Here is a 24,381-nt window from a genome sequence, read left to right on the forward strand (position 1 = left end):
GAACATCAGATGATGAAAGAAAGTAGTAAATGGATTGCTGCATTTGTAGAGATAATCATAGAAAATGGCGATTGGACGGAAACAGACCGTTATTATTTGACGAATCGGATTGCCAAACTAGTTGGCTGTGATTTTTTTGAACAACCAGAAGCGGTTGCTTGTGAGCAAGAACCGTTGCGTGTGGTGGAACATCTTTTAAACATTGCACAAGCCAATCACCAAATCGATGACTCAATTACGGAAGCAGAACAACTAGAAGCGGAGTTAATGGATTTTATTACGCCGACCCCAACCATCATTAATCAGAAGTTTATGGATTATTATCAAGAGTCTCCACGAAAAGCAACGGATTATTTTTATCAGTTATGTAAAACGAATAACTACATTAAAACGAAAGCAATCGCCAAAAATATTATTTTCCCAATGGACTCACCCTATGGTAAACTAGAAATTACCATTAACTTATCGAAGCCAGAAAAGGATGCTCGAAAAATTTTGGCTGAAAAGAAAATGAGTCAAAAAAAATATCCAGCGTGTATGTTATGTATGGAGAATGAAGGCTATTATGGCCGTGTAAATTATCCAGCACGTACAAACCATCGGATTATCCGACTAAATTTAGAGGACGAAGCTTGGGGCTTTCAATATTCGCCATATGCTTACTATAATGAGCATGCGATTTTCTTGGACCAACAACATCGAGAAATGAAAATCGAGAAAAAAACGTTCCAGCGACTCCTTAAAATTACGGAGTTATTCCCTGAATATTTTGTGGGCTCTAATGCAGATTTGCCAATTGTTGGTGGTTCTATTTTATCTCATGATCATTACCAAGCAGGACGTCATACATTTCCAATGGATTTAGCACCAATGGAAAAAAGATTTTCTTTGAAAAAATATCCTGAGATAACTGCTGGTATTTTAAAATGGCCGATGTCTGTGATTCGTCTTCAAAGTGATCGTCAAGAGGAACTAGTTGAGGCGGCCGAATTAATTTTGACCAAATGGCGCAATTATTCTGATGAACGTGTCTCAGTTCGGGCCTATTCAAAAGATGGCACACCGCATCATACGATTACGCCAATTGCCCGACGCAAAGGGTCATTATTTGAATTGGATTTAGTTTTACGAGATAATAATGTTTCGGAGGAATTTCCAGATGGCATTTTTCATCCACATCCAGAAGTACAACATATTAAGAAAGAAAATATTGGCTTAATTGAAGTAATGGGACTAGCTATTTTGCCACCAAGGCTGGCACAAGAATTAAGAGAAGTCGAAAAGTATTTATTAAAGCAACCCAATCAAATTGCTGAAAGTCATCGAGCTTGGGCGGATGAACTCAGTCAGCAAACCATCACTGAAGCCAATGTCAAAGAAGTGATCCAACAAGGAATTGGGACAATTTTTGTTCAAATTTTAACAGATGCCGGCGTCTTTAAACGTGATGAAGAAGGCCGTCGTGCTTTTGAACGATTTATTCAATGTATTGAAAATGATTAATTTGAGGTGAGGAACATCGTAACCATTAAAGATATAGCAGAGCAAGTCGGTGTTTCTTCAGCGACAGTTTCGAGAGTTTTGAACTATGATGAAACATTATCAGTTAGTGATGAAACGAAGAAGAAAATATTTGAAACAGCAGAAACGTTAAATTATAAAAAGCGAGCCAGAAAAAAACAAGCAGGCAAAAAGAAAATTCGGTTTGTCCAATGGTTCAGCGATCCAGAAGAACTGGATGATATTTACTATTTATCGATTCGTTTAGGTGTTGAAAAGCGGGCAGAGGAATTGGGTTTTCTTTTAGTCAAAGAATCTCTGACAAACCTGTCTCAAAAAAGATTTGATGGGACAATTGCCCTAGGAAAATTTGATGAAAAGCAAGTGGCGGCCTTAGCCGCCTTAGGCGCACCTCTTCTATTTGTAGACTTTGATGCAATGGCTTTTGGCCAAAACTCCATTGTTGTTGATTTTGCTGGAAGTGTTAAAACAATTGTGCAAGAATTTTTGGCGCAAGGGCATCAGAAAATTGGTATGCTTTCTGGGCAAGAATATACGAAAGAGTCCCACGTGGCATTGGTTGATCCACGTTTTGTCGCTTTTAAAGAAACCTTAAAAGATCTGGACCTTTATCATCAAGAATGGGTTGTCGAAGCAGCTTTTTCTGTTGAAGAAGGCTATCAAGCGATGAAAGACTTTATTGAAGAAGCGGACACTCGTCCAACCGCTTTTTTCGCTGCAAGTGATACATTGGCGATTGGTGCAATGCGGGCGTTACAAGAAGCAGCCATTCGTGTGCCAGAAGATATTTCTATCATTGGTTTTAATGATATTAGTGTCGCAAAATATGTTTCACCAACATTAACAACAGTTAAAGTTCATACTGAATGGATGGGTGAGCTAGCCGTTGAGACAATGAAAGAGTTATGCTTGAATACCCCCCCAGTTCCTAGAAAAATTATTGTCGGAACGGAATTCATTCAGCGAGATTCAACGAAACATTCATCAAAATAACAGCAAAACTTGGAGAGTTTTTTCCAAGTTTTTTGCTCTTTTCTGCTGGTTTTCAACAATCAAGAAAATGGAGGGAAACAGATGCAACCGAAATTAATTATTTTACGTGGTAATTCTGGTAGTGGTAAAACAACGATAGCTAACGCGCTTCATCAGTGTCTTAAAGAACAATCGTTATTGATTTCTCAAGATGTGGTGCGCAGAGAAATGCTTCGTGTTAAAGATGAAACAGGTAATCTAAGTATTGCTTTGTTAAAACAGTTGGTAGCTTTTGGGTATCAAGAATGCCAGTATGTGATTGTTGAAGGGATTTTTCAAAAAGCCATTTATCATTCCTTTTTTCAGGAAATAATTCATCTCTTTGAAGGAAACGTTCAGGTTTATTATTTTGATATTTCTTTTGAAGAAACGCTGAAAAGACATAGCCAGAGAAACAAGAATCAAGAATTTGGTGTCGTGGAAATGAAACGTTGGTGGCTACCAGAAGATTATTTAGGGCTTGCGGGAGAACAGCGGTTATCTGAACAACTGTCTGAAAAGCAGATTATCAGGCAAATTTTAGCAGATATTCAGTAGTAAGTGCTGCGCTTTTTAGAGAAATGGATGTTGTGGTATGATAAAAAAGAAGGAGTGGTTTCAATGGATTACCAAGAACGATTAAAAAATTTACCACCTGAAGTCATGACAGCTTTTTCAGAATCATTTATTTTTTTAATCAGTAACGATAAAGTTCAACATTTTCCTGCACGAGACTTAACGCAAGCTGAAATGATTCAACGAGTGAAAGAGAAATTAGGTGAAGCGGTGACGTGGTCCTTATGGCAAGGGTTCGTTATTGCTGTTAATTCAGAAAAAACATGTGTTGCTGTTTTGCCCAAATATCATCAACTCGATGGTTTTTGAAAATGAATAAGGGAGCGAAGAAGTATTCGCTTCGTTTTATAAAATGAAAACGCTTTTCGGGAGGAAATGCTAATGTCTGAGCTAGTGGTTATTAGAGAAATGCAAGAGAAAGATATCTTAGCGCTGGATACTCAATTTGTCCAACAAGGTTGGCCAAGTCGCCAAGAGATTTTAATGAACTATTTAGAAGAACAATTAGTCAAGCAACGAACGGTTTTTGTAGCGGAGAAAAAGGCAACGCTGTTAGGTTATGTGACGTTACTGCCATTAGCTAAGGAAGGACCTTTTAAAAATTTATATCCTGAAATAGCTGATTTCAATGTATTCTTGCCATTTCAAAAACAAGGAGTGGGGCGGTTATTATTAAATCGTGCAGAAAATGTTGCCAAAAGTTATGCAGATACTGTTTCCTTGGGAGTAGGCCTGCATCCTGGTTATGGTGCAGCGCAAAGATTATATATCAAACAAGGATATGTGCCAGATGGTTCAGGAGTTTGGTTTCAAAATAAGCAGCTGAAACCAAACGATCGGTGTGTTAATGATGATGCGTTAGTTCTTTATTTATCGAAAAAACTATAGCAATTGTCAATCAATAATGGAGGAATAATCGTGGTTCATCAATTATTAGCTCAAATGGAAAATGGATATATGAAAATAATAAAAGAAAATTTAGTTGGAATATATCTTCATGGTTCTTATGCTTTTGGAACCTATTGTCATTCAGTAAGTGATTTGGATGTACTGATTGTGGTTTATGAAAAGCTTACTATTGATGAGAAGAAACAATTATTAGATTATACAATTAATATTTTAGATAAGTGGGCACCAAAAAAAGGGATAGAATTCCATGTGCTACAATTAAAAGATACAATAAATTTGAGTTATCCGATTCCCTTCGATTTACATTTTTCTCCGATACATCGTTCCAGATATCTGACTAATAAAAATAAATATATTGAAGATATGATGGGATACGATGAGGATCTAGTGGCACATCTTATGATTACAAAATTATATGGAAAAGTACTCGTAGGAAAACCGATTGATTCCGTTTTTGGCTGGATAGATCAAAAGAAATATTTTGAAAGCATTGTAGCTGATGTGAAAGAGGCAAAAAAAGAAATTGTTCAACAACCTATGTACGTTATTTTAAATCTGTGTAGAGTAATGGCATTTAAGCAAGAGAATAAAATTTTATCAAAAAGGGCTGGCGGGGAATGGGGCCTAGTACATTTTCCTACTAATTATCATTCGCTGATACAACTAGCTTTAAAAGAGTATCGAGGCGAAACAGTTTTGTTAGAGCAATACAATGATTCAGAATTAAATGATTTTGCGGATATTACGCTTTCGTTATTATTTAAGTAAGAATGTAAAGGAGGGTGTTACCCTTGATTAGAAAAATGAAGCCAACAGATGCAGCGGCGTTAACTATCATTAATAAAGAACAATTGGGCTATGAAGTTCCCGTTGACGTGACCTGTAAACAGATTGAGAAATTACTACTAGCCAGTGACAGAGAGTTTTTATATGTTTATGAAGAAACGAAGACAGGCAAGATTTTAGGCTATGTGCATGCGCAACTGTATGAAACAATTTATTCCCAAACGTTATTGAACGTTCTGGGGTTAGCAGTGGCAAAAGAAGCAGAAGGCCGTGGAATTGGCAAACAATTAATGACGAAACTAGAAACGGAAGCTAAAAAGTATAACTTGTCTGCGATTCGCTTAAATTCAGGGGAACAGCGTACAGCAGCACATCAATTTTATGAACACATTGGCTATGTTTCTGATAAAAAACAAAAGCGATTCATTAAATACTTGGATACTTAAGTTATGTCTTTAAAAAATAACAATTTCCTTTAAAAAAATAAGTAAAAACTAGTGAAATTTTCAGTGAATTAGTGTAAAATGTATCTCAATGACTCAACGAGTGTTTCAGCCGAAACACTGTCAAAGAAAGTACATACAAAGAAACAGAAATAGCCATTTTTGATGGCTGTTTTTTTATGGAGGAGGCAAATTATGACGAAAAAAAATAGTATGATGTACTTAGCAATTTCTAACTTATTTCTTGTTTTTCTAGGCGTAGGCCTAGTCATTCCCGTAATTCCCCAATTAAAAGAAGAAATGCATTTTTCTGGTACCACAATGGGAATGATGATTTCTATTTTTGCGATTGCCCAATTAATCACATCGCCAATCGCAGGTGTCCTTTCGGATAAAATTGGTCGGAAAAAAATGATTGCGACGGGCATGTTGGTGTTTTCAATTTCTGAGTTATTATTTGGTTTAGCCCAAGCGAAAAGCGGTTTTTATATTTCTCGTGGTTTAGGTGGGATTGCCGCCGCGTTATTAATGCCGTCAGTGACAGCCTTTGTGGCAGATATGACCACGATTTCTGAACGTCCGAAAGCGATGGGGCTTGTGTCAGCTGCAATTAGTGGTGGTTTTATTATCGGACCAGGAGTTGGTGGTTTTATTGCTTATTTAGGAATTCGCGCTCCATTTTTTGCGGCCGCATTTTTAGCGTTTATTGGTTTTATTTTGACATTAACTGTTTTGAAGGAGCCAGAGAAACGAATTTTAGCCGCTGTTGAAGCGAAAAAAGGTTCATTTATGGATATTTTAAGAAATCCAATGTTTACCTCATTATTTGTGATTATCTTAATTTCCTCTTTTGGCCTGCAAGCGTTCGAATCTATTTATAGTATTATGGCGACCATTAATTTTGGCTTTACCACAAGTGAAATAGCAATCGTGATTACGGTTAGTGGTATTTTAGCGTTGATTTGTCAGCTGTTTTTCTTTGATGCAATCGTCCAAAAAATAGGTGAAATGGGTTTAATCCAATTAACCTTTTTTGCAAGTGCCATTTTTATTGCCGTGATTGCCTTTACAAAAAATAATTTAGTTGTTGTATTTTCAACGTTTATTGTCTTTTTAGCGTTTGACTTGTTTAGACCAGCAGTAACTACTTATTTATCCAAACATGCTGGAGATCAACAAGGAACCATCAACGGACTAAATTCGACATTTACAAGTTTTGGTAATATTTTAGGACCAATGGCAGCAGGAGCTTTATTTGATATCAATCACTTTTTCCCTTATTATGTTTCAGCAGTAATTCTGTTAGGAACGGGCTTTTTATCGTTATTTTTAAATCGAAATAAGATGTAAAATAAAAAATAAGTATTTGGAATATAATAATTCCGAATACTTATTTTTTTGATCACCGACCGTTCTTGAAAAAAACAAAAAAATAAACAGTGTTCGCTTGATTAATCGAACGTTTGTTCGTATAATGATTTTGCAAGTGAGGTGATGTTTGTGAAATTTGATTATGAAAAAGAACCTAGTCGCGATATTCTTTGTATTGATTGCAAAAGTTTTTACGCTAGTGTAGAATGCGCAGAACGTGGGTTAGATCCGTTGAAAACGATGTTGGTAGTGATGAGTAATGCCGAAAATGCGGGGGGATTAGTTTTATCAGCATCGCCAATGGCAAAAAAAGTTTTAGGTGTTTCAAATGTTACGCGTAAAAATCAAGTGCCCGCTCATCCTGATTTATATGTGGTTCCGCCACGAATGAATTTGTACATGAAAAAAAATCAAGAAATCAATAATTTATATAAAAAGTTTGTCGCAGATGAAGATCACTCTGTGTTTAGTGTAGATGAATCATTTCTTGATGTAACTGCTTCTTTAAGTTATTTTCATTGTGAAACCGCCTATAAGATGGCTCGGATTATCCAAAGAGTCGTTTATAATCATGTGGGTATTTATGTGACCGTTGGGATAGGGGACAATCCGTTACTGGCTAAATTGGCGTTGGACAATGGCGCCAAACATTCGCCAGATTTTATTGCAGAATGGCGGTATGATCGTGTACCAGATACTGTCTGGCAGTTGCCTTCTTTGACAGATTTTTGTGGGATTGGTCGCAGAATGGCTAAACGACTGAATCGTTTAGGAATTGATTCTGTATATGAGTTAGCGCAAGCGAATCCGCATCTTTTACAAGAAACATTTGGCGTGATGGGGCTTCAATTGTATGCTCATTCATGGGGGATTGATCGTACCTTTTTAGGGAAAAAAGCACCACATAAAGCTGAAAAATCATTTGGGAATAGTCAGATTTTACCGAGAGATTATGCGCGAAGAGATCAGATTGAACTAGTCTTAAAGGAACTGACAGAACAAGTGGCTGCTCGTTTAAGAAAAGCGCATTGTCAAACGGAATGTATCACAGTCTACGTTGGTTATTCCAAAGGACAAATTGACCGTGAAGGACGAACTGGTTGGCGAAAACAACAAACGATTCCTGCAACAAACAATACAAAAGTTTTGATTACCTATGTATTAGCCCTTTTTAGAGAACATTATCTAGCGGGAACCGATGTCCGGCAATTAGGGCTTTCTTATGGAAAATTAGTTTGGAATGAATCTTTACAATTAGATTTATTTTCGGAACCAGAAGAGCAAATTAGTGAAATGGAGTTAAACTATCTGATTGATAAAATCCGACAAAAATTTGGCTTTCAAGCTTTAATCCACGCCTCTTCTTTGTTGGAAGGCGCGACGGCAATTCATCGTTCAGGATTAGTCGGTGGACATGCTGGAGGAAATGTCGGTTTAGGAGGATAACATCATGAAACGAACAAAAAAAGAATTTACACCTTATAATGAGTACCATGATCGGCCCTTTGAACTGAAATGGGCGACCGCTTTTGCATTGGGGGAGTTACAAGAAGGAATCGAAGCTTCTGACGAATATTCTAAGAGAGCGTTTGAACGCTTACCGCAACAGACAACAGAAGAAATTGAAGAATACTTAGAGCAGTCTTTAAAAAATAACCAGGTTTTAGAAATCCAATTGAATACATTGGATGATTATGGCCGTGTTCAACCGCCAATTGTTGGTGTTTTTGAAGGGATGAGTTCAATGGAGTATGCAAAAGTTGGAAATACACATATTTTATTTGAAGAGATTCGTCATATTAAAAGTCATGAGTTTACCAAGTGGTCGAGCCTTGATTAAAAAACTATTGTTATACGTGCGTTTTGTGAAAACATATGAGATAATGTTCATAGGTAATAGAAATAAAAATTATGGAGGTGGCTAGGATGGGACATCATTTAAAAGGACACCATGGCAAAAAAACAAATGCAAATGGCGGCTTTTTAACAAAGTTATTGGCTGGTGGTGCCTTAGTGGGCGTAGGAAAAAAGTTATACGACAATCGTGAAAAAATTAAAGAGCTGTTAAGTGACGACAAAGAAAAAAGCAACGACACTGAAAACAAATAAAGGACTGGATTGACGGAATGGTAAAAGATGCAGCGTATATTATTGAAGAGATTACCACGATTTTAGAGGGAACCTATTTTGTGATAACCAAGAAAGCGAATAAGCGCCGCATGTGTTTACATGTTTCGGATACCGCGAAAGAATTTTTACGTTGTCGACTGGAGTATGAAACATTCTTAGAGCAACAGTTTGATTATGCCACAAGGTTTTTAGAAACATGTACGGAAGATGTTTCTGTTGAAATTCAAACGGGACTACTTGAAGAAACAAATTATCAAGCATTAACCGTGGAAAAATTACAACAGATAGCCACTAAAATGTAACACAGCTGTTGTGTTAGTTTTGATTCTTAATTTGGTTAAGGAGGCGGATAAAATGTCAGTATATCAACATATTTTGGTTGCTCTTGATGGCTCAGATCAATCTGAAAAAGCTTTTCATGAAGCTGTCAGGATTGCCAAAGAGGAACAAGCTACTCTTTATTTAGCTACAATTATTAATGATGCTGAATTTACGACGAGTCCATTTTCTTTTGAAGAATTGTATGATTTAGAAAAATACAAGTCAGAAGAGATGCTCACTGAAAAGGCAAAACAAGCGAGTGAAATTGGTGTAAAAACAGTCAAAAAAATTGTTGAGCTTGGAAGCCCAAAACGTTATCTTGCCAACACGATTTCTGAAAATTATGCCATAGATTTAATTGTGCTAGGTGCCACGGGAAGAGGTGCTATTCAACGAACCTTGATTGGTTCTACTACAGATTATGTGGTTAACCATGCTTTGTGCAATGTCTTAGTCGTTCGCTAATTGTGAGTAAATAATCAAGGGAACAATGTTTTATCGGGACGTTTTTTTAAATTAAACGAGAGGTGAGTTTATGAAAACAAAAATCGGAAAAACAGTTATCTTGTCAGCGTTTTTATTCACAAGTTTCCTTTTACTGAGTGGTTGTACCTCGGCTGGCGAAGAGATGGAAAAAACAATTGATCGACAGAAAGAAAAAGTCGATAAAACGGTCGATAAGCAGAAACATAAAAATGAAAATTCCATGGAAAGTTACGACGAAAAAGTTGACCGTTCTTTAGATAGTCAAGAAGACAAAATCGATACTACTGAGTAACGGGAAAGCTTTCAACTATCGGCTAGTAAATAAATAATATACAAAAGGGAGCATCCACTGCAATTATTTCTCACAGCGGATCCTCTCTTTTGTGGTTAAAAAGAAAAAGTTAACTGCTCCCCAACAGTTAACTTTTAATCATGTTGCACATAGTTAAAACACTCTATATATCATTTATATCATTTGAAACGGGTAGTGTAAAAAGAAATCTCTTGAAAAGAGTCTCCATTTATAGGGAAGATTTCCCATAAAAAAGAGAAACGTATAATCACAGAGAGTTAGAGAAAGCAAAGGGAAATAAGTATGTTAAAATAAGAAGCAAGAAAGAATACAAGTATGCAGAAAATAACAACTAATTAGGTGAAAACAATGGAAATACATTTTGAAAAAGTAACAAGCGATAATCGTAAAGCAGTGGAAAACCTACAAGTTTTCGCTGAACAACAAACCTTCATTGAATCAATGGCAGAAAATCTAAAAGAATCAGACCAATTTCCAGAATGGGAATCGGCAGGTATTTATGACGGCAATCAATTAATCGGCTATGCCATGTATGGACGTTGGCAAGATGGGCGCGTTTGGCTAGACCGCTTTTTAATTGATCAACGGTTCCAAGGACAAGGTTATGGGAAAGCAGCCTGTCGACTTTTAATGTTAAAGCTAATAGAAAAATACCAAACAAACAAGCTATACTTGAGTGTTTATGATACGAACAGCTCAGCAATTCGGTTGTATCAGCAACTCGGTTTTGTATTTAATGGTGAATTAGATACGAATGGTGAGCGGGTAATGGAATGGACACATCAGAATAAGTAGATAGAACAGGTGAGACAAAAGCCATAGCGCATTTTGTTTCATCTTTTTCTTTTAATTGGCTTCATTTGTTTACTTTTAGTAAGTAAAATGGTAAATTTAGTTCAATCTGTTTTGAAAAAAGAGTTACTGGAGGGTAAGGATGAAAATAGAATTTTTCCATGATGTTATTTGTAGTTTTTGTTTTCCAATGTCTGACCGCATGCATGAGATTCAACAAGAATTTCCTGAAATTGAATTGATTCATCGGTCGTTTGCGTTAGGATGGTCAGCAAACGATTTTGAAACAATGTTTGGCTCACGAGCAGCAGTAAAAGAAGAAGTTTTGACGCATTGGGTGCATGCCAATCAAAACGATTCAAAGCATCGTTTTAATATTGAAGGGATGAGGAAGCAACGATTTGATTTTCCAACATCAAAGAATGCATTATTAGCAGCAAAAGCAGCTGGATACATTGGCAACCAAGACACCTATTGGTTACTGTTTGATAAGTTACAAGAAGGTTTATTTGTGAGAAGTTTAAATATTGAAGAGCCAGAAGTAATTGAGGAGCTAGTAAAAGAGACAACGATTGATTTTGCTTTATGGAAAGAAGCTGTTGCTTCCGAGGCTGTTTGGACGGCGGTTCAAGAAGATTTTGCGCTAGCTTCTGCTTATGGTTTACAAGGAGTTCCCGCACTAATCATTAATCAAAAATATCTAATTAATGGTGCAGTACCGAAACAGCAAATCAGCCAAACTATTCAAAAAATTCTCGCAGAAGAAAAACAACAGCAACCGTTAGTTTCATTAACTCCTTCTTCTGAAGAGTCAGCTTCGTGTGAGTTTAAGGAAGGCACATGGACGTGTCATTAAACAGCATAAAATAACGTTATTCTTTGACAAAACGAAAGACTTCTGTAATAGTTAATGCGGGGGTGATAATATGTTTAACGCGTATAGAGAATACTGGAATAATATTACAACAATGAATGCGTCAGCAACACGAGCACAATATTGGTGGCCACAATTAATTAATTATTTGGTGTTAGGGATTTATTCAGCAATTACGGGCGTTTACAGATATATTGAAGTAACACCCAATGATGGAACAATCATTAAAGAATGGAATACTGTGACCATTATCTTTTTCTTGCTGACTGCTTTAATTTGGTTGGCAAACTTTACTGTTCGAGCAAGAAGATTGCATGATCGCGACCACAGTAACTGGTGGATTTTATTCTATTTACTTCCTTTTATCGGTACTTTAGTGATCTTCATTACATTAATTTTGCCAAGTAAAAGTCACACAAGATGGCCAGTGAATCAATCAGAAATTTAATTTGCTGGTTTCGTTTAGCTGATTATCTTAAGAGTGAAAATAGGACATAAGTCGGAATGACTTATGTCCTATTTTCTTTTTTATTTCAGAAAAATAAAAATATCTTCTGTATGATGGCACCTCACATTACGCGGTTCTTGCTAAAAGGGCTATCTTTTTGGTAGATAGGGAAAACCATTAAGACGTTAAAAGTTTAATAAATCGAGCAATTCTCTTTTGTTAGAAAATAAGATAGCATCATTAATTAAAATACTTGGAACACTGGTTTCAATAATTGGTTGATTGGTAATAATCAAGTCAAATTCTTCGAGTCGATGGTCACCTAATTGTTCTTCCGTAATTGCTAACGTATTTGAACGAATCCGATGCAAAGCTAAAATATCGTGGACATAGTTTCCAATATATTGACTATGATTCAGGCCCATGTCGCTAATAATCAAAATCTTTTTTGAGTCGAAACTCTGGTTAATTTCTGGAAAAGTATTAAGCAACCAAAAAATATAAGAAGATGAATAGTTTAATAGATTTGTTTCTAAAAGAGCGGAAAAGAAATGCAATTCTGCTTTTAATCGTGCATATAAGTGAAGCTGAGTAAAATGAATTTGTCGAGTGAAAAAGGTGGCCCTTTGTGTCAATTCGGAGGTGTCAAAAGGCACTAATTGAGAAAACAAATAAAGACAGGTTAACAAGTGAACAGCGAAGTCGACGACTTCTTCTGTTAATTGTTCAATCTGTGAAAAAGCATTAAATTTTAAATTTTCACGTATTCTTTGACTGATGACTTCTTGGTCTTCGGAGTAGTATTGCTGAAAAGCGCCTCTTTGAAAATACCGGAGAACTTCCCGATAGGTTTCACGGCTGAGCCCAGTAAAATGACGACTGAGTAAAAGATAATCTTCCATTTTGATTGGACTCTTTTTATCTGTTTTTTTCTGGAAACGTTGCTGAAAGCCTTGATGCTCTCTTAATAAATCAACAATAAAATACATAATAAAGAAATCGTGTTCATAACTGTTATCCATACTAATAATATTTAATTGGCATTGATTACGGCGCATTAATTGTTTGATTTCCTGCTTATCTAATTGATAAGGCAATTCATAATGACCATAATACATTAAAAAGAAAAAGGTTGTAAAAATACGTAAAGGCAATTCTTCTGTTTGGCTAGTTAATTGATAGCCTTGATCAACGATAACGCGAAGAGAGTAAGTTTCCAAGACCTGATTACACTGCTTCAATTTTCGAGCAAAAGAAGAGCGACTAATATTGATGGTATCGCAATAATATTCGATGGTTTTGCCAGGATTTTGGATAAACTCATGGAGCAATTGGGTGGTCGTTGACGTTTTTGCCATATCCGTCAGCACGTTTAAATATAAGGACACATTAAAGTTTTCTAAACGATAGCCTAATTTATGCGATGTTTTAATGGTTAAACTTTCGCCCCAACGCTGTTTAATCTCCTCAATATAACGAATAAAAGTAGACTCAGAACTACCAATATATTTTGCAAGTTCTTTTTTAGTCATCCATTTATCAGAAATGGATAAGACACGAATGATTTCTTCCATTTTCCGATAATTTTTTTCTAAAAACCTAATCATATTGTTTCCTCCCAAGTCCTTTACTTTAATGAAACAATCATCGAAACAATAACGCAATTTCAGAAATGAAACCGCTTGGTATGAAAGCTGGTGTGATTTAATGAGCTCCTTCTCTGTATAATAATTATCAGATTAGAATAATGAAATTTTACGTGCTAGGCAATTCTAATTTAACTGTTAATTCATAAAAGAAAGGAGAGAACAGACATTAAATTACTAAAGAAATTTGGGGTTTTCGGCGTAGTCTTTTTACTTGTCTCATCCTATTTCATACCGCTCATTGGCTATGCAGAAACAGCCAAAGAAGTTGAAATTACATCCGCTCAAATGATAACAGATGAGAATGATAAAACGAATATTAATATCGAGTTAAATCTTCTCAACCAAACAGAGCAGCCATTACAACGAGAAATTCAATTGAAAAATGCACAGTTCATGGATACTGCTGTAATTGAAAAAGACGGATATTCTTACCAAGTGACTAATGGTACGCTTTATCTGACTTTGGACGCACAAGTAAAAAAGCCGGTACAGCTTTCGTTAGCTGTTGAGCAAAGTTCGCTTCAAACAGCTCAGCCACCTAAGTTATTGTATGAAAACAACGAATATGATGTTTCAGTTACTTCTGAAAAAATAACAGTAGAGGATTCTGCTAAAGAATCAACTGAACCAGAAAAAATAACTGTACCAGAAAATACGAAAGAAACTAACAAAAATGATTCGGCTCCAGAAAAAACAGAACAGCCGACCGCAACAGAAGAGGTAACCAATCCATTTGCAGAAGCAAGAATGGCGCCAGCTACTTTGAGAGCGAATCTGGCACTGCCTTTAATTGCACCACAATACACGACGGATAATTCTGGGACTTATCCGACAGCTAATTGGCAGCCCACAGGCAATCAAAATGTGTTAAACCATCAAGGGAATAAAGACGGTAGTGCACAATGGGACGGCCAAACGAGTTGGAATGGGGACCCTACTAATCGCACAAATTCTTATATTGAGTATGGCGGTACAGGAGACCAAGCCGATTATGCCATCCGAAAATATGCTAGAGAAACAACAACACCAGGGCTTTTTGATGTATATCTTAATGTGCGTGGGAATGTTCAGAAAGAAATCACGCCATTGGATTTGGTCTTAGTCGTTGACTGGTCCGGTAGTATGAATGAAAACAATCGGATTGGTGAAGTTCAAAAAGGAGTGAACCGTTTTGTTGATACATTGGCAGATAGCGGTATTACCAATAACATCAACATGGGCTATGTTGGCTACTCAAGTGACGGTTATAATAACAACGCCATTCAAATGGGGCCGTTTGATACAGTCAAAAATCCAATTAAAAATATTACGCCAAGTAGCACTAGAGGAGGAACTTTCACTCAAAAAGCATTAAGAGATGCTGGTGATATGTTAGCAACGCCAAATGGACATAAGAAAGTCATTGTACTTTTAACGGATGGCGTCCCAACCTTCTCTTATAAAGTGAGTCGAGTTCAAACAGAGGCGGATGGTCGCTTTTACGGGACACAATTTACGAATCGACAAGATCAACCAGGTAGCACTTCTTATATCTCTGGTAGCTATAATGCGCCAGATCAAAACAATATCAATAAACGGATTAACAGTACGTTTATCGCCACGATAGGTGAGGCAATGGCCTTAAAACAACGTGGGATTGAAATACATGGATTGGGCATTCAATTGCAAAGCGATCCACGAGCTAATTTATCTAAACAACAAGTTGAAGATAAAATGCGTGAGATGGTGTCAGCCGATGAAAATGGAGACCTTTATTATGAATCCGCGGATTATGCACCAGACATTTCTGATTATTTAGCGAAAAAAGCCGTTCAGATTTCAGGAACGGTTGTAAACGGAAAAGTAGTTGATCCAATTGCTGAACCTTTTAAATACGAGCCAAATACATTATCAATGAAAAGTGTGGGTCCTGTTCAGGTTCAAACATTACCAGAAGTGTCGCTAACAGGCGCTACAATTAATAGTAATGAGATTTATTTGGGTAAAGGGCAAGAAATTCAAATTCATTATCAAGTACGTATTCAAACAGAGTCAGAAAACTTCAAACCTGATTTTTGGTATCAAATGAATGGTCGGACAACGTTTCAGCCATTAGCCACGGCCCCTGAAAAAGTTGATTTTGGGGTTCCTTCGGGAAAAGCACCTGGCGTGAAGTTAAACGTGAAAAAAATCTGGGAAGAGTATGATCAAGACCCGACAAGTCGGCCAGATAATGTGATTTATGAAATTAGTAGAAAGCAAGTAACTGACACAGCCAACTGGCAAACTGGGTATATTAAATTATCAAAACCAGAAAATGATACCAGCAATAGTTGGGAGCGCAAAAATGTAACCCAACTTTCCAAAACCGCGGATGAAAGCTATCAAGAAGTTCTTGGGCTTCCCCAATACAACAATCAAGGACAAGCTTTCAATTATCAAACAACCCGTGAATTAGCAGTTCCTGGTTACAGTCAAGAAAAAATCGACGATACTACTTGGAAAAACACGAAGCAGTTCAAGCCATTAGATTTAAAAGTAATCAAAAATTCTTCCTCAGGTGAGAAAAACTTAGTGGGAGCCGTCTTTGAATTGAGTGGTAAAAATGTTCAAACAACATTAGTGGACAATAAAGATGGTAGCTATTCCTTGCCAAAAGATGTGCGCCTACAAAAAGGGGAACGCTATACATTAACTGAAGTAAAAGCACCTGCAGGACATGAGTTAGGCAAGAAAACGACTTGGCAAATTGAGGTGAGTGAGCAAGGCAAAGTAAGCATCGATGGACAAGAAGTGACCACCACAAATCAAGTTATTCCATTGGAAATTGAAAATAAATTTTCTTCTTTGCCAATCAGAATTAGAAAATACACCATGCAAAATGGCAAACAAGTGAACTTAGCAGAGGCGACTTTTGCGTTGCAAAGAAAAAATGCTCAAGGAAGTTACCAAACTGTGGCAACTCAAAAAACAGATACTACAGGATTGAGCTATTTTAAAATTAGTGAACCTGGTGAGTATCGAATGGTGGAACAATCAGGACCATTAGGCTACGACACTCTTGCTGGAAATTATGAATTTACTGTTGATAAATATGGGAAAATTCACTATGCAGGCAAAAATATTGAAGAAAATGCGCCAGAATGGACACTGACACATCAAAATAATTTGAAACCTTTTGACTTAACAGTTCATAAAAAAGCCGATAATCAGACGCCACTTAAAGGAGCGAAATTCCGTTTAACAGGACCAGATACGGATATTGAATTACCAAAAGATGGCAAAGAAACGGATACTTTTGTTTTTGAAAACTTAAAACCAGGGAAATATGTTCTAACAGAAACCTTTACGCCAGAAGGATATCAGGGGTTAAAAGAACCAATCGAATTAATAATTCGTGAAGATGGTTCAGTCACGATAGATGGGGAAAAAGTAGCAGATGTTTTAATTTCTGGAGAGAAGAATAATCAAATTACTTTAGACGTTACGAACCAAGCAAAGGTTCCTTTACCTGAAACTGGTGGCATAGGACGCTTGTGGTTTTACTTGATAGCGATTAGTACATTCGTGATAGCGGGTGTTTATCTCTTTATTAGACGACCAGAAGGGAGTGTGTAATCAATGAAAAACGCACGTTGGTTAAGTATTTGCGTCATGCTACTCGCTCTTTTCGGGTTTTCACAGCAAGCATTAGCAGAGGCATCGCAAGCAAGCGTTCAAGTTACGTTGCACAAATTATTGTTCCCTGATGGTCAATTACCAGAACAGCAGCAAAACACAGGGGAAGAGGGAACGCTGCTTCAAAATTATCGGGGCTTAAATGACGTCACTTATCAAGTCTATGATGTGACGGATCCGTTTTATCAGCTTCGTTCTGAAGGAAAAACGGTCCAAGAGGCACAGCGTCAATTAGCAGAAACCGGTGCAATGAATAGAAAACCGATTGCAGAAGATAAAACACAGACAATAAATGGAGAAGATGGAGTGGTTTCTTTTTCATTAGCTAGCAAAGATTCGCAGCAACGAGATAAAGCCTATTTATTTGTTGAAGCGGAAGCACCGGAAGTGGTAAAGGAAAAAGCTAGCAACCTAGTAGTGATTTTGCCTGTTCAAGATCCACAAGGGCAATCGTTAACGCATATTCATTTATATCCAAAAAATGAAGAAAATGCCTATGACTTACCACCACTTGAAAAAACGGTACTCGATAAGCAACAAGGCTTTAATCAAGGAGAGCACATTAACTATCAGTTAACGACTCAGATTCCAGCGAATATTTTAGGATATCAGGAATTCCGTTTGTCAGATAAGGCGGATACAACGTTGACACTTTTACCAGAATCAATTGTGGTAAAAGTGGCTGGAAAAACAGTTACTACAGGTTACACATTGACGACGCAAAAGCATGGATTTACGCTTGATTTTTCAATTAAAGACTTACAAAACTTTGCAAATCAAACAATGACTGTGTCGTATCAAATGCGTTTAGAAAAGACCGCTGAACCAGACACTGCGATTAACAACGAAGGACAATTAGTCACGGACAAGCATACCTTGACTAAAAGAGCCGCAGTTCGTACAGGCGGCAAGTCTTTTGTCAAAGTTGATAGTGAAAATGCGAAAATCACCTTGCCAGAGGCTGCTTTTATCGTCAAAAATCAAGCGGGGGAATACCTCAATGAAACAGCAAACGGGTATCGTTGGCAAAAAGAAAAAGCATTAGCTAAAAAATTCACGTCTAATCAAGCCGGTGAATTTTCAGTTAAAGGCTTAAAAGATGGCCAGTACTTCTTGGAAGAAATCTCTGCACCAAAAGGTTATCTTCTGAATCAAACAGAAATTCCTTTTACGGTGGAAAAAAATTCTTATGCAACGAACGGACAACGAACAGCACCGTTACATGTAATCAATAAAAAAGTAAAAGAGTCAGGCTTCTTACCAAAAACAAATGAAGAACGTTCTATTTGGTTGACGATTGCAGGCCTGCTAATCATTGGGCTGGTAGTCATTTGGCTATTTTATCAAAAACAAAAAAGAGGAGAGAGAAAATGAAGCAATTAAAAAAAGTTTGGTACACCGTTAGTACCTTGTTACTAATTTTGCCACTTTTCACGAGTGTATTAGGGACAACAACTGCATTTGCAGAAGAAAATGGGGAGAGCGCACAGCTCGTGATTCACAAAAAGAAAATGACGGATTTACCAGATCCGCTTATTCAAAATAGCGGGAAAGAAATGAGCGAGTTTGATAAATATCAAGGACTGGCAGATGTGACGTTTAGTATTTATAACGTGACGAGCGAATTTTACGAGCAACGAGCGGCAGGCGCAAGCGTTGATGCAGCTAAACAAGCTGTCCAAAGTTTAACTCCTGGGAAACCTGTTGCTCAAGGAACCACCGATGCAAATGGGAATGTCACTGTTCAGTTACCTAAAAAACAAAATGGTAAAGATGCAGTGTATACCATTAAAGAAGAACCAAAAGAGGGTGTAGTTGCTGCTACGAATATGGTGGTGGCGTTCCCAGTTTACGAAATGATCAAGCAAGCAGATGGTTCCTATAAATATGGAACAGAAGAATTAGCGATTGTTCATATTTATCCTAAAAATGTGGTAGCCAATGATGGTAGTTTACATGTGAAAAAAGTAGGAACTGCTGAAAATGAAGGATTAAATGGTGCAGAATTTGTTATTTCCAAAAGCGAAGGCTCACCAGGCACAGTAAAATATATCCAAGGAGTCAAAGATGGATTATATACATGGACAACGGATAAAGAACAAGCAAAACGCTTTATTACTGGGAAAAGTTATGAAATTGGCGAAAATGATTTTACAGAAGCAGAGAATGGAACGGGAGAATTAACAGTTAAAAATCTTGAGGTTGGTTCGTATATTTTAGAAGAAGTAAAAGCTCCAAATAATGCAGAATTAATTGAAAATCAAACAAAAACACCATTTACAATTGAAGCAAACAATCAAACACCTGTTGAAAAAACAGTCAAAAATGATACCTCTAAAGTTGATAAAACAACACCAAACTTAGATGGTAAAGATGTGGCAATTGGCGAAAAAATTAAATATCAAATTTCTGTAAATATTCCATTGGGGATTGCAGACAAAGAAGGCGACGCTAATAAATACGTCAAATTCAATTTAGTTGATAAACATGATGCAGCCTTAACTTTTGATAACGTGACTTCTGGAGAGTATGCCTATGCGTTATATGATGGGGATACAATGATCGCTCCTGAAAATTATCAAGTGACTGAACAAGCAAATGGCTTCACTGTCGCCGTTAATCCAGCGTATATTCCTACGCTAACACCAGGCGGCACACTAAAATTCGTTTACTTTATGCATTTAAATGAAAAAGCAGATCCTACGAAAGGCTTTAAAAATGAGGCGAATGTTGATAACGGTCATACCGACGACCAAACACCACCAACTGTTGAAGTGGTGACAGGTGGGAAACGTTTCATTAAAGTCGATGGCGATGTGACAGCGACACAAGCCTTGGCGGGAGCTTCCTTTGTCGTCCGTGATCAAAACAGCGACACAGCAAATTATTTGAAAATCGATGAAACAACGAAAGCAGCAACTTGGGTGAAAACAAAAGCTGAAGCAACTACTTTTACAACAACGGCTGATGGATTAGTTGATATCACAGGGCTTAAATACGGTACCTATTATTTAGAAGAAACTGTAGCTCCTGATGATTATGTCTTGTTAACAAATCGGATTGAATTTGTGGTCAATGAACAATCATATGGCACAACAGAAAACCTAGTTTCACCAGAAAAAGTACCAAACAAACACAAAGGTACCTTACCTTCAACAGGTGGCAAAGGAATCTACGTTTACTTAGGAAGTGGCGCAGTCTTGCTACTTATTGCAGGAGTCTACTTTGCTAGACGTAGAAAAGAAAATGCTTAATTTCTAGCATCACCGAAGAAATTTTTAGAAAAACAAAGAGCCTGGGCCAATCACTGTCCCAGGCTTTCATGCTTTATTTTTAAGGAGGAAGCAATGAAGTCAAAAAAGAAACGTCGTATCATTGATGGTTTTATGATTCTTTTACTGATTATTGGAATAGGTGCATTTGCGTATCCTTTTGTTAGCGATGCATTAAATAACTATCTGGATCAACAAATTATCGCTCATTATCAAGCAAAAGCAAGCCAAGAAAACACCAAAGAAATGGCTGAACTTCAAGAAAAAATGGAAAAGAAAAACCAAGAATTAGCGAAAAAAGGCAGCAATCCTGGATTAGATCCTTTTTCTGAAACGCAAAAAACAACGAAAAAACCAGACAAATCCTATTTTGAAAGTCATACGATTGGTGTTTTAACCATTCCAAAAATAAATGTCCGTTTACCAATTTTTGATAAAACGAATGCATTGCTATTGGAAAAAGGAAGCTCCTTGTTAGAAGGAACCTCCTATCCTACAGGTGGTGCGAATACACATGCGGTCATTTCAGGACATCGTGGTCTCCCTCAAGCCAAATTATTTACAGATTTGCCAGAATTAAAAAAAGGCGATGAATTTTATATCGAAGTTAATGGGAAGACGCTCGCTTATCAAGTAGATCAAATAAAAACCGTTGAACCAACTGATACAAAAGATTTACACATTGAGTCTGGCCAAGATCTCGTCACTTTATTAACTTGCACACCGTATATGATAAACAGTCATCGGTTATTAGTTCGAGGACATCGTATCCCATATCAACCAGAAAAAGCAGCAGCGGGGATGAAAAAAGTGGCACAACAACAAAATTTACTATTATGGATATTACTTTTAATTGCCTGTGCGTTAATTATTAGCGGCTTCATTATCTGGTACAAGCGACGGAAAAAGACGACCAGAAAACCAAAGTAGTATGACGAAAAGGCTAAACATACTAAAAAAAAGAGTAAAAAAATAGCTTTTCAATTTTTAATCCTCCTTATCGTGCATAATTGAACCAGAGAAACAGAAGTATTAACGAAATAACTAAAAGAGCAAGCCCTGAATAAAAAGCGACAAAGGGCCAATCAATCGACTGTTTAAATTCCTGCCAAGTTTGGATTTTTCTGTTTTTTTTCGCGCTATCCTCAAGCGTGAGTAAATAATTCAATAGTAAGAGGAGTAGCAACACCGTGAAATCATTTGTGGTAAAAAGCACATGTAAAAATAGAATGACAAAGACAACACGGGATAACACTCGATTCCGCAAAATTAAAAATAACTTAGCACGCATAATAAACCACCATTTCTTATCAGAGATAATGAATCTGTTTTTGTCTACTCTTTAGTTATATCATAAAATTCTTAATAATGAAAAAATGATTCAAGAAAATAATTGAAAAAAGTTTTTTTCCTGAATCATTATTTTCGTAAATAAAGAATAAACGTGTTACTCTTGGCTTATCAAATTTGGAAGGAGTGTTAAAAATGAAATATCTGGATATTATTGCTTTAATTTTATTGATTGTCGGAGGTTTAAACTGGTTATTAGTTGGTGCATTTAATTTTGATTTAGTTGCAACAATTAGTGGCGGTGCAACCACACCATTAGCAAAAATTATCTATATTATTGTCGGAATTTGTGCGATTTATTCTATTAAGTTTTTAGCTCCTTTGTTCCGCGAACCATAGGATTGATTTAAAAGATTTAGATAACGTGAAGTTATTTTGACTTAGCAATTGAGAGTTTCCTTGAGAAAGGGGACTCTTTTTTTATTTTCTATATTCGTTTCAGAAGGTTTAGACAAGCTCAAAAAATATTTCAAGAGAGCTGCGTTGTTTTCAAAATAGAACCTAGCATTACCTCGAACGTACCTCAAATAACCTGTGTCTTTTTTTGAATCATTAGTTCAAATTGATGTGATCACTAGTGAGAAAAATCAGCTCTAGGATATATAGGAAAATATAAGCATCAAATAGGGATTTTGATGATAAATTATCTTTTTCCTTGTTATGATTATAACAAGGAAAAAGAAAGTAGGGATTTATTTATGGAATTACAGGTGACAAAAAAGGCTAAATTTTTTTGTTTGGCGATGGCATTACTAATGACATTAGGTATTTTTATCAGCGCTGGTACAAGTGTTTATGCATCTGACCAGCTAGAGGATTCAGAAGTTGAGGCTGTAGCAAAAGGACTGGAAGAAATGTATGAGAATGGAGTGACGGAAGATAACTTTAAAAACTATGTCAAAAATAATTTTGCTCAGCAAGAGATTTCTTCAGTTGAGGAAGAGTTAAATGTAAATATTTCTGATGCTTCAACAGTAGTTCAAGCACGTTTTAATTGGAATGCATTAGGAAGTTGCGTTGCTAACAAAATCAAAGATGAGTTTTTTGCAATGATTAGTATCAGCGCAATTGTAAAAGCTGCACAAAAGAAAGCCTGGAAAGAATTAGCAGTGACTGTATTACGCTTCGCTAAAGCCAATGGGTTAAAGACGAATGCTATTATTGTAGCTGGACAACTAGCTTTATGGGCAGTTCAATGTGGGCTAAGCTAATGAATTTAAAAGATCATGTTACGGAAATAGTAATTACTTTTATCATCGCTTTTGTGTATACTTGGATAGATTCAGGAGAAATTGAAATCTTAAAAACTCTTTTGATAACAATAATATTTTTAGCCATGTTCTATGCAATACCCAAAATCACCAATAGAAAAAGAAAATGAAGTGGTTTTAGAAAGATAATGTGATAGGAAGTGTAAGAGGAGGTAACGAGCCTTCTCTTGCTTATAGAAAAAAAGAGCTAAAACCTTTATTTTATAAGGTTTTAGCTCTTTTTTGTTTTTCTCTACTTTTCTAAAAATGGAGACGGCGGGAGTCGAACCCGCGTCCAAACATATTGCCACTTAAATCTCTACGTTCATAGACACTCATTTAAAGGTTCGCTTTACAGCGTGCCGAGTGACAGGCATTCTGTATTGCTAGTCTGGTAAGCTCCTCTAAATTTTACAGACGGAAAAATTTAGCGTATCCCACTTCGATTAGGACCCTGACCCGAGCACATGGGCGATGCCGGGAGGATCTTCGCTAGCTGGTTTTTAGGCAGCTAAAGCGAAAGAATTGTTTTCGTTTTTAGCAGTTATATTTAACTGTAACGTTTTAACGTAGCCGTAACCTACGAAACGCAATTCAAGCTCAACTATGCCTGTCGAATCCGTAACGCCCCCGAAATAACATAAGTATCCCTTGATACTTATCAAAGTATAGCATAAATTCCTTGTTTTTTCAAAGAGTAGGATAACACTCTGTTAGATATTCATAAAAAGAGGAAGGATGGACCGTAACTCAGTTCATCCTTCCTCTTTTTATGAAAGTGTGTGGGTATGTTTTGTAATCCATTGTTGCAAACGGATATTCAACCAAAAACCATAAATTCCTAAAGTAATTATAGTTAATAAAAGCCATTTAATCCAATGACCGAATAATTGCATAGCTGTACCGTCAAAATAAAGGCGTTTACCATCAATAACGGTATGCTTGATTTTCCAGTTGTACATCATACAAATTCCCCAAGGTGCGCAAATGCCTAATGTAAAGACAGTAATCAAGGTTGCTAAAATTGAAGTCCCGATATACGTGGCTAAATCACCGTCAAAATATGAATTTTTCATTCTTTTCCTTCTTATCTCATAACTTTTATTATAACAAGAATAAATGGCCTGGGAAACAAAATGAGGATGAAATAAGTATTTTTATTCATTATTAATGTGAAATATGTTATTTATGCAACTCAAACTTGGCAGCATTAGATATTTTG

27 protein-coding genes and 1 other RNA gene are annotated in these 24,381 nt (G+C 36.5%); 24 read left to right on the forward strand and 4 right to left on the reverse strand.

The genetic code is table 11. From position 1 onward, the window contains the following. Positions 1 to 12 precede the first annotated feature (12 nt). The 17 genes from galT to IGL56_RS04305 all read left to right on the forward strand — a co-directional run bounded on the left by galT (position 13) and on the right by IGL56_RS04305 (position 11,981). The gene (galT, locus tag IGL56_RS04225) at positions 13 to 1,503 is read left to right on the forward strand and encodes a UDP-glucose--hexose-1-phosphate uridylyltransferase (RefSeq protein ID WP_002358147.1); all 1,491 of its coding nucleotides are present in this window, start codon (positions 13 to 15) and stop codon (positions 1,501 to 1,503) included. A gap of 6 nt (positions 1,504 to 1,509) precedes the next feature. Next, entirely contained in the window at positions 1,510 to 2,514 is a 1,005-nt protein-coding gene (locus tag IGL56_RS04230; RefSeq protein WP_002358146.1) for a LacI family DNA-binding transcriptional regulator, read from the forward strand. 9 nt (positions 2,515 to 2,523) lie between these two features. Next, the gene (locus IGL56_RS04235; RefSeq protein WP_002386021.1) at positions 2,524 to 3,090 is read left to right on the forward strand and encodes a kinase; all 567 of its coding nucleotides are present in this window, start codon (positions 2,524 to 2,526) and stop codon (positions 3,088 to 3,090) included. Between the two features lie 27 nt (positions 3,091 to 3,117). Then, positions 3,118 to 3,417, forward strand: a complete 300-nt coding sequence (locus IGL56_RS04240; protein ID WP_002384750.1) for a hypothetical protein — start codon at positions 3,118 to 3,120, stop codon at positions 3,415 to 3,417. Positions 3,418 to 3,483: 66 nt separating this feature from the next. After that, complete coding sequence (locus tag IGL56_RS04245) at positions 3,484 to 3,996, forward strand: GNAT family N-acetyltransferase (RefSeq protein ID WP_002386019.1); 513 nt, start codon at positions 3,484 to 3,486, stop codon at positions 3,994 to 3,996. A gap of 30 nt (positions 3,997 to 4,026) precedes the next feature. Next, positions 4,027 to 4,785 (forward strand): aminoglycoside adenylyltransferase domain-containing protein, encoded by a 759-nt coding sequence (locus IGL56_RS04250; protein ID WP_002386017.1) that lies wholly within the window; start codon positions 4,027 to 4,029, stop codon positions 4,783 to 4,785. 23 nt (positions 4,786 to 4,808) lie between these two features. Beyond that, positions 4,809 to 5,249 (forward strand): GNAT family N-acetyltransferase, encoded by a 441-nt coding sequence (locus IGL56_RS04255; RefSeq protein WP_002378167.1) that lies wholly within the window; start codon positions 4,809 to 4,811, stop codon positions 5,247 to 5,249. Between the two features lie 192 nt (positions 5,250 to 5,441). After that, positions 5,442 to 6,596 (forward strand): multidrug efflux MFS transporter EmeA, encoded by a 1,155-nt coding sequence (gene emeA, locus IGL56_RS04260; RefSeq protein ID WP_002358140.1) that lies wholly within the window; start codon positions 5,442 to 5,444, stop codon positions 6,594 to 6,596. Positions 6,597 to 6,740: 144 nt separating this feature from the next. After that, entirely contained in the window at positions 6,741 to 8,063 is a 1,323-nt protein-coding gene (locus tag IGL56_RS04265; RefSeq protein WP_002386016.1) for a Y-family DNA polymerase, read from the forward strand. Positions 8,064 to 8,067: 4 nt separating this feature from the next. Continuing rightward, positions 8,068 to 8,457, forward strand: a complete 390-nt coding sequence (locus IGL56_RS04270) for a hypothetical protein (protein ID WP_010815951.1) — start codon at positions 8,068 to 8,070, stop codon at positions 8,455 to 8,457. Between the two features lie 71 nt (positions 8,458 to 8,528). Then, positions 8,529 to 8,726, forward strand: coding sequence for a hypothetical protein (locus IGL56_RS04275; protein WP_002360617.1), 198 nt, complete (start codon positions 8,529 to 8,531; stop codon positions 8,724 to 8,726). 17 nt (positions 8,727 to 8,743) lie between these two features. Next, positions 8,744 to 9,049: a hypothetical protein gene (locus tag IGL56_RS04280; protein ID WP_002397742.1), complete on the forward strand. Its 306-nt coding sequence runs from the start codon at positions 8,744 to 8,746 to the stop codon at positions 9,047 to 9,049. A 52-nt stretch (positions 9,050 to 9,101) separates the two neighbouring features. After that, positions 9,102 to 9,533, forward strand: coding sequence for a universal stress protein (locus IGL56_RS04285; protein ID WP_010815952.1), 432 nt, complete (start codon positions 9,102 to 9,104; stop codon positions 9,531 to 9,533). Positions 9,534 to 9,603: 70 nt separating this feature from the next. After that, positions 9,604 to 9,846, forward strand: a complete 243-nt coding sequence (locus IGL56_RS04290) for a hypothetical protein (protein WP_002358134.1) — start codon at positions 9,604 to 9,606, stop codon at positions 9,844 to 9,846. 369 nt (positions 9,847 to 10,215) lie between these two features. Continuing rightward, positions 10,216 to 10,662, forward strand: a complete 447-nt coding sequence (locus IGL56_RS04295) for a GNAT family N-acetyltransferase (protein ID WP_002386013.1) — start codon at positions 10,216 to 10,218, stop codon at positions 10,660 to 10,662. A gap of 139 nt (positions 10,663 to 10,801) precedes the next feature. Next, positions 10,802 to 11,515: a DsbA family oxidoreductase gene (locus IGL56_RS04300; RefSeq protein WP_002358132.1), complete on the forward strand. Its 714-nt coding sequence runs from the start codon at positions 10,802 to 10,804 to the stop codon at positions 11,513 to 11,515. A 70-nt stretch (positions 11,516 to 11,585) separates the two neighbouring features. Beyond that, on the forward strand, positions 11,586 to 11,981 hold the full coding sequence (locus tag IGL56_RS04305; protein WP_002358131.1) for a DUF805 domain-containing protein: 396 nt from the start codon (positions 11,586 to 11,588) through the stop codon (positions 11,979 to 11,981). A gap of 185 nt (positions 11,982 to 12,166) precedes the next feature. On the opposite strand, the gene IGL56_RS04310 is transcribed toward IGL56_RS04305, so the two are convergent. After that, positions 12,167 to 13,588 carry a helix-turn-helix domain-containing protein gene (locus IGL56_RS04310; protein WP_002382000.1) on the reverse strand — a complete coding sequence of 474 codons (1,422 nt, stop codon included), beginning with the start codon at positions 13,586 to 13,588 and terminating at the stop codon, positions 12,167 to 12,169. Positions 13,589 to 13,762: 174 nt separating this feature from the next. On the opposite strand from IGL56_RS04310, the gene ebpA reads away from it, so the two are divergent. From ebpA to srtC, 4 genes are all read left to right on the forward strand, one after another. Beyond that, complete coding sequence (gene ebpA, locus IGL56_RS04315; protein WP_002358129.1) at positions 13,763 to 17,227, forward strand: endocarditis and biofilm-associated pilus tip protein EbpA; 3,465 nt, start codon at positions 13,763 to 13,765, stop codon at positions 17,225 to 17,227. Between the two features lie 3 nt (positions 17,228 to 17,230). Further along, a complete protein-coding gene (gene ebpB / locus IGL56_RS04320) occupies positions 17,231 to 18,661 on the forward strand; it encodes an endocarditis and biofilm-associated pilus minor subunit EbpB (protein ID WP_002358128.1) in 1,431 nt (476 codons plus the stop codon). Continuing rightward, on the forward strand, positions 18,658 to 20,541 hold the full coding sequence (gene ebpC / locus IGL56_RS04325) for an endocarditis and biofilm-associated pilus major subunit EbpC (RefSeq protein WP_002358127.1): 1,884 nt from the start codon (positions 18,658 to 18,660) through the stop codon (positions 20,539 to 20,541). Before ebpB ends, ebpC begins: the two co-directional genes overlap by 4 nt. Positions 20,542 to 20,634: 93 nt before the next feature. Beyond that, positions 20,635 to 21,489: an Ebp pilus assembly class C sortase gene (gene srtC, locus IGL56_RS04330; protein WP_002358126.1), complete on the forward strand. Its 855-nt coding sequence runs from the start codon at positions 20,635 to 20,637 to the stop codon at positions 21,487 to 21,489. 67 nt (positions 21,490 to 21,556) lie between these two features. Here srtC and IGL56_RS04335 read toward each other — a convergent pair whose 3' ends face one another. Continuing rightward, positions 21,557 to 21,850 (reverse strand): hypothetical protein, encoded by a 294-nt coding sequence (locus IGL56_RS04335; protein ID WP_002358125.1) that lies wholly within the window; start codon positions 21,848 to 21,850, stop codon positions 21,557 to 21,559. A 194-nt stretch (positions 21,851 to 22,044) separates the two neighbouring features. On the opposite strand from IGL56_RS04335, the gene IGL56_RS04340 reads away from it, so the two are divergent. From IGL56_RS04340 to IGL56_RS04350, 3 genes are all read left to right on the forward strand, one after another. Further along, the gene (locus tag IGL56_RS04340; RefSeq protein ID WP_002381996.1) at positions 22,045 to 22,248 is read left to right on the forward strand and encodes a DUF378 domain-containing protein; all 204 of its coding nucleotides are present in this window, start codon (positions 22,045 to 22,047) and stop codon (positions 22,246 to 22,248) included. Positions 22,249 to 22,607: 359 nt separating this feature from the next. After that, entirely contained in the window at positions 22,608 to 23,120 is a 513-nt protein-coding gene (gene entV, locus IGL56_RS04345) for an enterococcin EntV (protein WP_430599874.1), read from the forward strand. Then, complete coding sequence (locus tag IGL56_RS04350; protein WP_002384733.1) at positions 23,105 to 23,290, forward strand: hypothetical protein; 186 nt, start codon at positions 23,105 to 23,107, stop codon at positions 23,288 to 23,290. The genes entV and IGL56_RS04350 overlap by 16 nt, the downstream gene beginning before the upstream one ends. Before the next feature lie 134 nt (positions 23,291 to 23,424). Here IGL56_RS04350 and ssrA read toward each other — a convergent pair. Then, positions 23,425 to 23,791, reverse strand: a transfer-messenger RNA (tmRNA) gene (gene ssrA, locus IGL56_RS04355). 138 nt (positions 23,792 to 23,929) lie between these two features. Beyond that, positions 23,930 to 24,235: a DUF898 family protein gene (locus tag IGL56_RS04360; RefSeq protein WP_002358053.1), complete on the reverse strand. Its 306-nt coding sequence runs from the start codon at positions 24,233 to 24,235 to the stop codon at positions 23,930 to 23,932. Between the last annotated feature and the right edge of the window lie 146 nt (positions 24,236 to 24,381).

The organism is Enterococcus sp. DIV1316a (genome assembly GCF_050536915.1).
Lineage (GTDB): Bacteria > Bacillota > Bacilli > Lactobacillales > Enterococcaceae > Enterococcus > Enterococcus faecalis.

Bases quoted from the DNA above. Each gene is read 5' to 3' on its own strand.
- galT (WP_002358147.1), top strand. From the start codon at position 13: ATGAAAGAAAGTAGTAAATGGATTGCTGCATTTGTAGAGATAATCATA.
- IGL56_RS04310 (WP_002382000.1), bottom strand. From the start codon at position 13,588: ATGATTAGGTTTTTAGAAAAAAATTATCGGAAAATGGAAGAAATCATT.
- IGL56_RS04265 (WP_002386016.1), top strand. From the start codon at position 6,741: ATGTTTGTGAAATTTGATTATGAAAAAGAACCTAGTCGCGATATTCTT.
- IGL56_RS04240 (WP_002384750.1), top strand. From the start codon at position 3,118: ATGTTGTGGTATGATAAAAAAGAAGGAGTGGTTTCAATGGATTACCAA.
- IGL56_RS04335 (WP_002358125.1), bottom strand. From the start codon at position 21,850: ATGCGTGCTAAGTTATTTTTAATTTTGCGGAATCGAGTGTTATCCCGT.
- srtC (WP_002358126.1), top strand. From the start codon at position 20,635: ATGAAGTCAAAAAAGAAACGTCGTATCATTGATGGTTTTATGATTCTT.
- IGL56_RS04280 (WP_002397742.1), top strand. From the start codon at position 8,744: ATGGTAAAAGATGCAGCGTATATTATTGAAGAGATTACCACGATTTTA.
- IGL56_RS04245 (WP_002386019.1), top strand. From the start codon at position 3,484: ATGCTAATGTCTGAGCTAGTGGTTATTAGAGAAATGCAAGAGAAAGAT.
- ebpB (WP_002358128.1), top strand. From the start codon at position 17,231: ATGAAAAACGCACGTTGGTTAAGTATTTGCGTCATGCTACTCGCTCTT.
- ebpC (WP_002358127.1), top strand. From the start codon at position 18,658: ATGAAGCAATTAAAAAAAGTTTGGTACACCGTTAGTACCTTGTTACTA.
- emeA (WP_002358140.1), top strand. From the start codon at position 5,442: ATGACGAAAAAAAATAGTATGATGTACTTAGCAATTTCTAACTTATTT.
- IGL56_RS04340 (WP_002381996.1), top strand. From the start codon at position 22,045: ATGAAATATCTGGATATTATTGCTTTAATTTTATTGATTGTCGGAGGT.
- IGL56_RS04290 (WP_002358134.1), top strand. From the start codon at position 9,604: ATGAAAACAAAAATCGGAAAAACAGTTATCTTGTCAGCGTTTTTATTC.
- IGL56_RS04295 (WP_002386013.1), top strand. From the start codon at position 10,216: ATGGAAATACATTTTGAAAAAGTAACAAGCGATAATCGTAAAGCAGTG.
- entV (WP_430599874.1), top strand. From the start codon at position 22,608: ATGGAATTACAGGTGACAAAAAAGGCTAAATTTTTTTGTTTGGCGATG.
- IGL56_RS04270 (WP_010815951.1), top strand. From the start codon at position 8,068: ATGAAACGAACAAAAAAAGAATTTACACCTTATAATGAGTACCATGAT.
- IGL56_RS04360 (WP_002358053.1), bottom strand. From the start codon at position 24,235: ATGAAAAATTCATATTTTGACGGTGATTTAGCCACGTATATCGGGACT.
- IGL56_RS04275 (WP_002360617.1), top strand. From the start codon at position 8,529: ATGGAGGTGGCTAGGATGGGACATCATTTAAAAGGACACCATGGCAAA.
- IGL56_RS04350 (WP_002384733.1), top strand. From the start codon at position 23,105: ATGTGGGCTAAGCTAATGAATTTAAAAGATCATGTTACGGAAATAGTA.
- IGL56_RS04285 (WP_010815952.1), top strand. From the start codon at position 9,102: ATGTCAGTATATCAACATATTTTGGTTGCTCTTGATGGCTCAGATCAA.
- IGL56_RS04300 (WP_002358132.1), top strand. From the start codon at position 10,802: ATGAAAATAGAATTTTTCCATGATGTTATTTGTAGTTTTTGTTTTCCA.
- IGL56_RS04305 (WP_002358131.1), top strand. From the start codon at position 11,586: ATGTTTAACGCGTATAGAGAATACTGGAATAATATTACAACAATGAAT.